This is a genomic window from Nocardioides sp. (genome assembly GCF_035429765.1).
Lineage (GTDB): Bacteria > Actinomycetota > Actinomycetes > Propionibacteriales > Nocardioidaceae > Nocardioides.
The window spans coordinates 1-10,629 of record NZ_DAOMFK010000110.1; the positions used below are offsets into that span (position 1 = coordinate 1).

Here is a 10,629-nt window from a genome sequence, read left to right on the forward strand (position 1 = left end):
GGCGTGATGCCCGGGTGGGCCGGGCGCTCGGGTCGCGCGGGCGTGCCCTCGTGCCCCACGGAACGCCGTACGCCGTGTCGCCGGGGCGGGTGCGCACCGCGGCCGGCGCGCCGTACCAGGTGTTCACCCCGTTCTCCCGGGCCTGGCGCGCGCACGGCTGGCCGGCTCCCGCCCCCGAGGTCGAGACCCGGTGGGTGCACGGCGTGCCGGGGGAGCCGCTGCCGACCGCCGCTGCCTTCGACAGCGGACCGGTCGGCGAGGACGCGGCGCTCCGGCGGTGGGAGGAGTTCCGCGACCACGACCTCGCGCAGTACGCCGAGGCGCGCGACCGTCCGGACCTCGACGCCACCAGCCGGCTGTCGGTCCCGTTGAAGTACGGCGAGATCCACCCGCGCACGCTGCTGGCCGACCTCGCGGCGTCCCCGCCGGCCGGGGAGCATGCCGACGCCTCGGTCGACCGGTTCGTCGCCGAGCTGTGCTGGCGGGAGTTCTACGCCGACGTCCTCTGGCACCGGCCCGACGCCGCCTGGCGGGACCTGCGCACCGACCTCGCTGCGCTCGCCTACGACAGCGGCCCGGAGGTGGACGCGCTCGTGGAGTCGTGGCGGCGGGGCAGCACCGGGTTCCCGCTGGTCGACGCGGGCATGCGCCACCTCCTGGCGGAGGGATGGATGCCCAACCGGGTCCGCATGGTCGCCGCGAGCTTCCTCGTCAAGGACCTGCACGTGTGGTGGCCGGTCGGGGCCCGCCACTTCTTGGACCACCTGCTGGACGGCGACCTGGCCTCCAACAGCGGCGGGTGGCAGTGGACCGCAGGCACCGGCACCGACGCCGCTCCCTACTTCCGGGTCTTCAACCCGGTCTCCCAGGGGCTCCGCTTCGATCCCCACGGCGACTACGTGCGCCGCTGGGTCCCCGAGCTGCGGCACCTCCCCGGGCCCGCGGCCCACCGGCCCTGGGAGCACCCCGAGGGCCTGTCGCGGGGCTACCCGCCCCCGGCGGTGGACCACGCCGCAGAGCGTGCGGACGCCCTGGCGCGCTACCGGGTCGCCGGCCTCGGGCCGCGCGAGGCTAGCGGTAGGGGGAGTAGCGGATGACGGCGAGCGCCCGCTTCAGGTCGAACGAACCCGCCTGGTTGTAGAGCCAGGGGCGGCTGATCCACAGGTAGGCGTCGACGTTCTGGGCCGCGGCCCGGCGCAGCCGGGGAGGCAGGCCCCACCGGGGGGCGGCGACGTCGGTGGTCGGGGGGATGCCCAGCGCCACGCAGTGCCGCTGGCCGGCCCGTCGGCACGGCTGCGCGTGTCCGAGTGGGGTGTCACCGTGCCGCTGGTGCCACCAGGTGCCGGTGAACGGACGGCCGTTGTCCGAGGTGTCGATCACGAAGTGCCGTCCGGGCACGCCGCGCCGCGCGAGCCCGGCCACGATCTTGCGGCCGAAGGCGATCTGACGCCCGACCGAGTCGAAGTGCGAGGTGTTCAGCGCGAACCCGCGGGCCTGGGCGACCCCGGCAGCGAGCAGCAGGCGGATGGCATCCCCCGGCTTGTCGCTGAACCAGTCCGCCGACCCCATCTCGAGGTAGACAGAGGTGTTCGGCTGGGCCTCGAGCCTGCGGGTGGTGTACCTCAGCAGCTGGAGGGGTACCCGTCCACCACCCGGCGCGCACCGGGCGACCGGGCCATCCGGCTGGACCACCACGGCCGCGTGCGTCCTGCCGATCTGCCGGGCGAAGGTGTCGACGTAGCGCCGGTAGGAGGCGCGCTCGGCCTTCGTCGGCAGCCGGCGGCAGGCCTCCGCCTCCCAGGGCTGCATCCGGAACAGGGTGAGCTGGACCAAGACGTTGCGGTCGCCGCCGGTGGCGTTGGCGATGTACTCACGCACCTTGCGCGCGATGTCGGAGTTCGGGATCCACTTGCCGAAGAACTTGGCCTTCGGAGTCAGCGCGATGGTGGCCAGCTGCTGCCTGGTGGTACCGCGTGCCCGGGTGTAGGGATCCCAGGCCGGGTCCGCCGAGCCCTTGTAGACCCCCCACCGGTGCCCGGCGAGCGGGTTGGTCGGGTTGCGCGGGGAGGCCACCTGCACCCGCTCTGCGACGGCGGCGGCCCGGGCCGCCGCGGACTGGGGCCCGCTGCTGGACGCGGTCGCCGCGAGCGGCACGGTGGCGGCCAGGCCCAGGCCGAGCGCACCGACGAGCAGAGCAGTACGGGAGGACAGCACCGAGAAAGACATCCGTGGACCATAACCAGGGTCACGGCGAAGTCCCAAGTTTCGGACCGCCCGACGCGGGTACGCATCCTCGGTGCAGACGCTCTCCACGGACGTGATCGCCGCACCCTGCGCACAGTGCGAGGGGTGGCACGACGACGAGCACCACGCCTGGAACCTCCAGGTGCGCGGGGAGTCGGGTGTCCAACGTCTGGACCGCAACTTCGCCGAGCTGCTGCAGGAGGTGCGCGTCGCCCAGACCGGGGTGCAGATCCTGTTCGCCTTCCTGCTCGGGCTGGCCTTCACCAACCGGTTCCCCTCGCTCGACCGGGTGCAGCAAGGGGTGTACGTGGTCTCGCTCGTGCTCAGCGCGGTCGCTGCGGCCATGCTGCTGGCCCCGGTGATGTACCACCGGCTGACCTTCCGCAGGAGGCTCAAGGCGCACGTGGTGGCGGTGACCCACCGACTGGCGATCGCGGGGCTGGTGACCGTGCTGCTCGCCATGGTCGGCTCGGTCCACCTGGCCGCCAGCCTGGTCCTCGGGCCCTGGGCCGCCCTGCTCGCCGGTTCCCTCGCCCTGCTCCTCGCCGGGCTCTGGTTCGGCCTCCCGACCGCGCACCGCCGCCTGCACGCCGCCCCGAGCCGGAGTCCGGCGAGCGGGTCGAGGCCAAGCTCGACGAGCTGCTCCGCCACTCCGGCCTCGACCCCGACGAGGTGAGCCGGGCGGTCAACCGCTCCCTGTGAGCCGTCCCGCCCGGCTCGCCACGGTCAGGACCCGGTGGTGGCCGGGGCGGTCGGCGCGTGCGGCCGCATCTCGAGCATGCGCGCGCCGATCTCGCGCAGCTGCGTGCGCGACAGGCTCTCGCGCACGACGGGGAACCAGCCCTGCTCCTCCTCCTTCACGTGGTGCCGGACGTTCTCCATCAGCACCGTGAACTTGGGGAAGTAACGGTCGTCGCCGGGATCCATCGCGCTGAGCTCGGCGCTGAGCACGTCGGCGACGTGGTGCTCCTCGTAGGACTCGAGGATGTCGCCGTCCAGGTCGGGGACCAGCCGGCACACCTCGGGGTACATCACCTCGTTCTCCAGGTAGGTGTGCACGGTGAGCATCCGGATCACCTCCTCGACGATCTCCTGCTTGCGTCCTCTCGTGGTCCGGCTGCGCTCGAACTCGGTGAACAGCTTGTTCACGGCGGCGTGGTCGTCCTTGAGGAGGGTGATCGCATCGGTGGACATGGGCTCTCCTTGTCGTCTCGGTGGGTGGGTCAGGTGGGTACCCCGTCGGCTGCCCGGGATGCACCGCGGCTGCGCGGCGGGGCATGCCGCGGCGCCGGACCGGGTACGCCGTACCGAGGCGTGGAGGGGCCGCGCCGTCCGAGGAGTGAGGAGACAGCCGATGCCTCAGCAGGCGTGGAGCAGCAAGCGCGAGCGGCAGTACGACCACATCAAGGAGGGCCTGCTCGACCGCGGGCACAGCGAGGACGAGGCCGAGGAGATCGCGGCCCGGACCGTCAACAAGGAGAGGGCCCGGGCCGGGGAGTCGCGCTCGGCGAGCACGACGTCGACCCAGGACATCTCCTCAGGACGGCGAGGCGGCCTGCGGTCGCACCGGGGTGAGGGCGGCCGGACGCGGGACCAGCTCTACGCAGAGGCGCGCCGCAAGGGGGTCAAGGGACGCTCGCGGATGACCAAGGCCGAGCTGGAGAGGGCCGTCGGACGGGGCTGACCCGGCGCCAGGGGGGAGATTCCCGGGCCGGAAGGTTTGCCTCGCCGAAGTCAGGGTATCCTGGCCAGTACCCAGTGCGGTCACACAGACGGCCGAGCCACAGGGTAGCTGTGCAGGAGACACTGATGTCCCCGCTTCTTCGCACAAGCAGCTCACCGGACCGCTCCGCTCGCACCGCCGAGCTCTTCCGACGCTGCACACTCGAACAGTCGGCACCCGCGCGTCGACGTCTGCAGAACGACGTGGTCGAGCTCAACCTCGGCGTCGCCGACGCGATCGCCAGCCGGTACTCCGGGCGCGGGATCCCCGACGACGACCTGGCCCAGGTCGCTCGCGGGGCGCTGGTGAAGGCCACCCGGTCCTTCCGTCCCGAGCACGGCGCGGACTTCCTGTCCTACGCCGTCCCCTGTATCCGAGGGGAGCTCCGGAGGCATTTCCGCGACCACGGCTGGACCGTGCGCCCGCCGCGGCGGGTGCAGGAGGCCGAGTACCGGATCATGGATGCCCGGCTCCGGCTCACCCACGAGCTGGGGCGTGAGCCCACCACCAGCGAGTACGCCGAGGAGCTGGACCTCGACGAGGCCACCGTGGTCGAGGCGCTGACGCTCGACGGGTGCTTCCACTCCGAGTCGCTCGACCGGACGGTGAGCAGCCAGGAGGGCACCCAGACGAGCATCGGCGACCGGCTGGGCGTGGAGGACCCGGAGTACGACCGCTCCGAGACCCGGGTCGTGCTCGCTCCGATGATCGCGGCGCTCCCCCCGCGGGACCAGACGGTGCTGCGGCTGCGGTTCGTCGAGGGCCTCACCCAGCGCGAGGTGGGCCACCACATCGGCGTCACGCAGATGCAGGTGTCCCGGATCCTCAGCCGGGTGCTGGGTCAGCTGCGCGAGCAGCTGATCGCAGAGCCCGCCCTCGCCGCCACCGCCTGACCCGTCGCTGGTTTCCCGCCGACCCGTCGCTGTTTTCCCGCAACGGACCCCCCAGCCCGTCCCGTGGGCCGCTCAGGGCCACGGGGCGGGCGTAAGGGCCGACCCGGGCCTCCCACACCTGACCCCGAGTTAGTACGGTCCCCACGCGGGGTCGTGGGGCCTCCCGGACCCCGCGTGGGGACCGTACTAACTGCCGGCACCGGTGCTCTGGCTGTGGCTGTGGCTGTGGCTGTCGGGCGTAAGCCCTGGGGACCGCGCGTTGCCGCGACTCGTATAGTGACCGCGCACTCACGACCGGAAGGCTTACATGCGCGCGATCCTGGCCGAGCTGTCCACGCAGCGGTACCTGTTCACGGCAGCCGCCCAGAAGGTGCCGCGAGGCCTGGGGAAGAGCGCGGGCTGGGGGCCCGGCGGCCTGCTGCGGCTGGTCGACGACCTGCCCGAGCCGACGCTGCCCGACGCCCCCGGCTGGCTGCGGATCCGTCCGGAGCTCTCCGGGGTGTGCGGCAGCGACGTCGGGGTGGCCCACGCGAAGTCCTCCTTCGTGCTGTCGGCGTTCTACCGCGCCGAGCGGCAGGTCCTGGGCCACGAGGTCGTGGGGGTGGTCGATCGGGTGGGCCCGGGGGTGCGCCGGCTCGCCGAGGGAGACCGGGTGGTCCTGGATCCCGTGCTGTCGTGCGTCCACCGGGGCTTCGACCCGGTGTGCCGCACCTGCCGGGAGGGCCACCCCCACGTCTGCGAGCGGTTCGACGAGCCGGGGCGGACCGGCTGCGCTGCGCCGACGCAGGGCTTCGACGCGGCCCTGGGCGGCGGCTGGGGTGAGTACGTCGTCGCGCACGAGTCGCAGTGCCACCGGGTGGGTGACCTCCCCTCGGCACGCGCCGTGCTCGCCGAGCCGGCCTCGATCGCCCTGCACGCCGCGCTCCACTGGACGCGCACCGGTGACCGCGCCGTGGTGATCGGGCCAGGCACGATCGGCCTGCTCACGGTCGCGGCGCTGCGGCGGCTCCACCCCGACCTGGACGTCGCGGTGGTGAGCCCCGGCGCCTTCGGGTCGGAGAAGGCCCTGGCGTGCGGGGCCAGCCGGGTGCTGCCCGCGGGGGCCGGCGCGGTGGAGGCGCTGGCCGCCGCCGACGGAGGACGGGTGGTGCGGCCGCGGCTGACCAAGGTGCCCATCCTCGAGCAAGGCGTGGACGTCGTCTTCGACTGCGTCGGGCTCAGCGACACCATCGATCTGGCGCTGCACCTGGTGCGGCCCACGGGAACGGTGGTGCTGGTGGGGGCCGCGGGCAAGCAGCCGGTCGACTGGTCGCTGGTGTGGAACCGCGAGCTCACGGTGCAGGGCACGATCAACTCGGGGCCCGAGCCCAGCCTGGACGGCCGCACCACCATGTCCGAGATCGTGCAGTGGCTCGCCGACCCCGGGTACCTGGTCGACCCGGTGGTCACCCACACCTTCGACCTGTCGGCGTGGACCGAGGCGCTCGGCACGGCGTCGGCCGGGCCGAGCGCCTCCGCGGTCAAGGTGACGCTGCGCCCCAATCCCGACCTGGACCTCGTCGGGTGAGGGCACCGACACACCCGGGCCAGCTCTAACCGTAGTAACTCAACTGATCTTGTATAGTTTCTCCTCCGGAGTACCGACGCGAGGGGGAAGACATGCAGGTTCCGAAGGTCACCAGGCCCACGGTCGTCGTCATCGGGGCGGGAGCCTCAGGCACCTTGGCCGCCATCCACCTGCTCACGACCGCCGGCCGCCGGGCCACCGCCGTGGATCTGGTGCTCGTCGACCCGGCCGACCGCTGGGGACGCGGCGTCGCCTTCGGCACTCCCGAGAGGGAGCACCTCCTCAACGTGCCCGCCTCCGGGATGAGCGCCCTCCCGGAGGACCCGGGGCACTTCGTAGCCTGGCTCGCCCGCCAGTCCCCGGACGGCGTGGCCGAGCAAGGCACCTTCGCACCGCGTCGGCAGTTCGCGCTCTACCTCGACGACACGCTGGCCGACGCGGTCGCCTCGACGTACGGGCTGGCCGCCCTGCGGCACGTGCGGAGCACCGCCGTGGGCGTCCGCACCACCGCGACCGGGGTGGCCGTCGCCACGTCCGACGGTCGCGAGCTCGCGGCGGAGGCCGCCGTCGTGGCCACCGGGCTGCCCGAGCCCGGGTGCGGCTGGGTACCCGCAGGCCTCGCGTCCTCGGCGTTCTTCGTGCCGGACCCCTGGCGCCCGGGAGCCCTGGACGTCGTGCGCAGGGACCGTACCGCTCCCCCCGACGTGCTGCTGGTGGGGACCGGGCTGACCATGGTCGACGTCACCCTCAGCCTCACCAGCGAGGGCAACCGCCCGGACCGGCGACTGGTCGCGTTCTCCAGGCACGGCCGGCTGCCTCGCGCCCACACCGAGGAGCAGCGGCTCGCCGTGATCCCGGACGTCAGCGAGTGGGGCACCACCCTGGCCGAGCTGCGCGAGGACGCCGCCCGCCACGTGGCCGGCGTCGTCGCCTCGACCGGCGACTGGCGCCCGGCCGTGGACGGGCTGCGCTTCCAGCTCTCGACCCTGTGGAACCGGCTGTCGGAGGAGGACCGGGCGGAGTTCCTGGCCCGGGACGCGGGGGAGTGGGCAGTGCTGCGGCACCGGATGCCGCCGGCCACGGCCGCCGCACTTCTCGGTCTGCGAGAGACGGGCCGGCTCACCGTCGGCGCGGCCGAGGTCACCGACGCCGAGCCGCTGCCCCGAGGCGGGCTTCGGGTGCGGCTGTCCGACGGCACCAGCCACGACGTCGGCTGGGTGGTCAACTGCACCGGCCCGCAGGGCGACCTGCGTCAGGTGCGCAACCCTCTTCTCGACGACCTCCAGCGCCGCCGCGGGGGAGCGGCGCCGGCCGTCGCCGCGACCGGCGGGATGGGCTTCCGCACCGACCACGGGCGCCTCGTCGACTCCGCCGGTACGACACAGGCCCCGATCTGGACACTCGGGCCCCTGCGTCGAGGAGAGCTGTGGGAGTCCACGGCGGTCCCGGAGATCCGCAGCCAGGCTCGGGTGCTGGCTGGCGCCGTGCTCGACGCGGTGGCCCCGCTACCCCGACGACTCGCCGACGGCAGGCTGGTCAGCGGCCACCATCCGGTCGCCCGGCCGCGCGACCCGCTGGGGCTCCCGATCTCGACGACGGCGGACGCCGCCGCGTCGTACAACGCAGGGCTGGAGCGGGTGCTGCGGCTGCAGTCCGGCGGCGACGAGCTGATCAGGGAGGCAACCGTCCACGACCCCGGCTTCGCGCTGGCCCACGCGGCGCTGGCGCTCCTCGCCCACGAGGGCGGGAGCGCGGGCAACGTGGTGGCGTCCCTCAAGACCGCCCAGGAGGCGGTCCGCACCCGGGGCGACGCCCGGGAGGTGAGCCTGGTGGACGTGGTCACCCGGCGGGTCAGGGACACTCGGGGGGCCGGCAACCAGGCACTGATGGCCCACATCGCCCACCACCCGCGCGACGTCCTCGCGGTCTCGGCCGCCGTCCCCACGATCGCGTTCTCGGGGGTGACCGACGTGCAGCAGGAGGCCTGGGACCTGGTCGAGGGGCTGGGCCCGGCCTTCGGCGACCACTGGTGGTACGCGTCGCTGCTGGCCTTCACCCGTCAGGAGCAGGGCCGGTACGACGAGGCCGGCCTGCTCGCGGAGAGCGCACTGTCGTGCGAGCCGTCGTCGGGGCACGCCGTGCACGCGCTCTCCCACGTGCTGTACGAGACCGGGCAGCACGAGGCGGGCCGGGTGTGGCTGGACCACTGGGTCACCGAGAGCGGTCGCTCGGCCAGCCACCGGGCGCACTTCTCCTGGCACGCCGCCCTGCACGAGCTCACCCTGGGCGACACCGAGGCCGTACGACGCCGCTACTACTCCCAGCTGGCTCCCCCGTCGGTCACCGGCGTGCGCGGACTGGTCGACTCGGCCTCCCTGCTGTGGCGCTGGCGGATCACCACCGTGGACTGGGACCGCGCCGCTGCCGCGGGGCTGGGGGCACCGCCCGCCTTCGACGGCGAGGGAGCGACGCCGCCCGCCGATCCGGTGCTCGACGTGGTCCCCGGCGGGCTGCTCGGGGCACCCGAGACGCCGTTCGCGGCGCTGCACGCGGCGTTCGCGCTGGCCGCTGCAGGACGCAGCGAGGAGCTGCGCCAGCTGCGTGAGCACTGCGCCCGGTCGGGGGACGGCACCGTGCGCACGGTGGTGGCCGTGGTGTGCGACGCGCTGAGCGCGGTGCAGGAGAACCAGTGGAACCGGGCCTGGCGCCTGCTCGCGGAGGTGATGCCGGTCCTGGTGCGGGTGGGCGGCTCGGCCGCGCAGCGCGAGCTGGTGGAGGAGACCCTGCTGTTCTGCCTGGTCAACGACGGGCAGGCCGAGCGGGCCGCCGCTCTGCTCGACGTCCGGCTGGACCGTCGGCCCTCCCCCCTGGACCGCCGGCGCCTCGCCGCGCTGGCCCGCGCGCCGCGCGCCGAGATCGCCTTCTGACCGCCACCCGCGCCGATCCGGCCGGGCGTCGGTGCAACGCCCGGCCGGGTGCGAGAGAGTGTGCCCATGCAGAAGATGAGCCTGCGCGAGTACATCGACTCCCTCCGGGAGCAGGGCTACACGGTGCGCGACGACCATGGCGAGGACCCCTTCCTGATCAGCCCCGACGGCAGGGCCGTGGACACCTGGCGGGAGAACTACCCGTACGACGAGCTGATGAGCCGCAACGACTACGAGGTGGAGAAGTACCTCCTCCAGATCGAGCTGCTGAAGTTCCAGTACTGGGCCCAGGACAGCGGCGAGAAGCACGTGATCGTCTTCGAGGGACGTGACGCCGCCGGCAAGGGGGGCACGATCAAGCGGTTCGTCGAGCACCTCAACCCACGTTCCGCGCGGGTGGTGGCGCTGACGAAGCCGACGTCGACCGAGCTGGGCCAGTGGTACTTCCAGCGGTACGTCTCGCACCTGCCCACCGCAGGGGAGATCGTGCTCTTCGACCGGTCCTGGTACAACCGCGCGGGTGTGGAGCGGGTGATGGGGTTCTGCACCGACGAGCAGTACGACACCTTCATGACCCAGGCGCCGCTGTTCGAGCAGATGCTGCTGGAGTCCGGGATCCAGGTCTCCAAGCTCTGGTTCTCGGTGACCCAGCAGGAGCAGCGCACCCGGTTCGCCATCCGCCAGATCGACCCGGTCCGGCGCTGGAAGCTCTCCCCGATGGACCTCGAGAGCCTGGACAAGTGGGAGGACTACACCGAGGCGAAGGAGCAGATGTTCCTGCGCACCGACACCGACCGCGCACCGTGGCACACGGTGAAGAGCAACGACAAGAAGCGGGCCCGGATCAACGCGCTGCGGCTGTTCCTCAGCCTGTTCGACTACGAGGGGAAGGACCCCGACATCGTGCTCGCCCCCGACCCACGGATCGTCCACCGGGGCCGCGAGGCAGTGGGCGACTGAGGCGTCCGGGGACGCCGGTGAGCCTGCTCCGCTCCGGCCACGCCGCGGCACCGCGCACGCTGGTCGACATCTTCCGCGAGAGCGTGGCGGCGCGCCCGGACGACCCGGCGGTCGACAACGGCGCCGCGGTCCTCACCTACGCCGAGCTGGACGAGGCGGCCGAGGAGCTGGCCGAGGCGCTCAACGACCTGGGGGTGGGGCGCGGTGACCGGGTCGGGATCCGGATCCGGTCGGGGACCGTCGACCTGTACGTCGCGATCCTGGGCGTCCTGGCCGCCGGCGCCTGCTACGTGCCCGTCGACGCCGACGACCCCG

Annotated in this window: 10 protein-coding genes; 8 read left to right on the forward strand and 2 right to left on the reverse strand. The window is 73.2% G+C overall.

Going from position 1 to position 10,629, the window contains the following annotated elements; genetic code table 11:
- Positions 1-1,097: cryptochrome/photolyase family protein (locus PLP61_RS10975; protein ID WP_324502753.1), on the forward strand; the 1,097-nt coding region annotated here is incomplete at its 5' end.
- Here the strand turns inward: PLP61_RS10975 and PLP61_RS10980 are convergent.
- A complete protein-coding gene (locus PLP61_RS10980; protein WP_324502754.1) occupies positions 1,072-2,226 on the reverse strand; it encodes a glycoside hydrolase family 6 protein in 1,155 nt (384 codons plus the stop codon). The two genes, PLP61_RS10975 and PLP61_RS10980, sit on opposite strands and share 26 nt — an antisense overlap.
- A 70-nt stretch (positions 2,227-2,296) precedes the next feature.
- On the opposite strand from PLP61_RS10980, the gene PLP61_RS10985 reads away from it, so the two are divergent.
- Entirely contained in the window at positions 2,297-2,920 is a 624-nt protein-coding gene (locus tag PLP61_RS10985; protein WP_324502755.1) for a DUF6328 family protein, read from the forward strand.
- A gap of 50 nt (positions 2,921-2,970) precedes the next feature.
- On the opposite strand, the gene PLP61_RS10990 is transcribed toward PLP61_RS10985, so the two are convergent.
- The gene (locus PLP61_RS10990) at positions 2,971-3,438 is read right to left on the reverse strand and encodes a hemerythrin domain-containing protein (RefSeq protein WP_324502756.1); all 468 of its coding nucleotides are present in this window, start codon (positions 3,436-3,438) and stop codon (positions 2,971-2,973) included.
- Between the two features lie 160 nt (positions 3,439-3,598).
- On the opposite strand from PLP61_RS10990, the gene PLP61_RS10995 reads away from it, so the two are divergent.
- The 6 genes from PLP61_RS10995 to PLP61_RS11020 all read left to right on the forward strand — a co-directional run.
- Complete coding sequence (locus tag PLP61_RS10995; RefSeq protein ID WP_324502757.1) at positions 3,599-3,928, forward strand: plasmid stabilization protein; 330 nt, start codon at positions 3,599-3,601, stop codon at positions 3,926-3,928.
- 125 nt (positions 3,929-4,053) lie between these two features.
- Complete coding sequence (locus PLP61_RS11000) at positions 4,054-4,860, forward strand: sigma-70 family RNA polymerase sigma factor (protein ID WP_324502758.1); 807 nt, start codon at positions 4,054-4,056, stop codon at positions 4,858-4,860.
- Between the two features lie 307 nt (positions 4,861-5,167).
- Entirely contained in the window at positions 5,168-6,427 is a 1,260-nt protein-coding gene (locus tag PLP61_RS11005; RefSeq protein ID WP_324502759.1) for a zinc-dependent alcohol dehydrogenase, read from the forward strand.
- A 92-nt stretch (positions 6,428-6,519) separates the two neighbouring features.
- Positions 6,520-9,354 (forward strand): FAD/NAD(P)-binding protein, encoded by a 2,835-nt coding sequence (locus PLP61_RS11010; protein WP_324502760.1) that lies wholly within the window; start codon positions 6,520-6,522, stop codon positions 9,352-9,354.
- Between the two features lie 66 nt (positions 9,355-9,420).
- Positions 9,421-10,314 (forward strand): polyphosphate kinase 2, encoded by an 894-nt coding sequence (ppk2, locus tag PLP61_RS11015; protein ID WP_324502761.1) that lies wholly within the window; start codon positions 9,421-9,423, stop codon positions 10,312-10,314.
- A 17-nt stretch (positions 10,315-10,331) separates the two neighbouring features.
- Positions 10,332-10,629: AMP-binding protein (locus tag PLP61_RS11020; protein ID WP_324502762.1), on the forward strand; the 298-nt coding region annotated here is incomplete at its 3' end.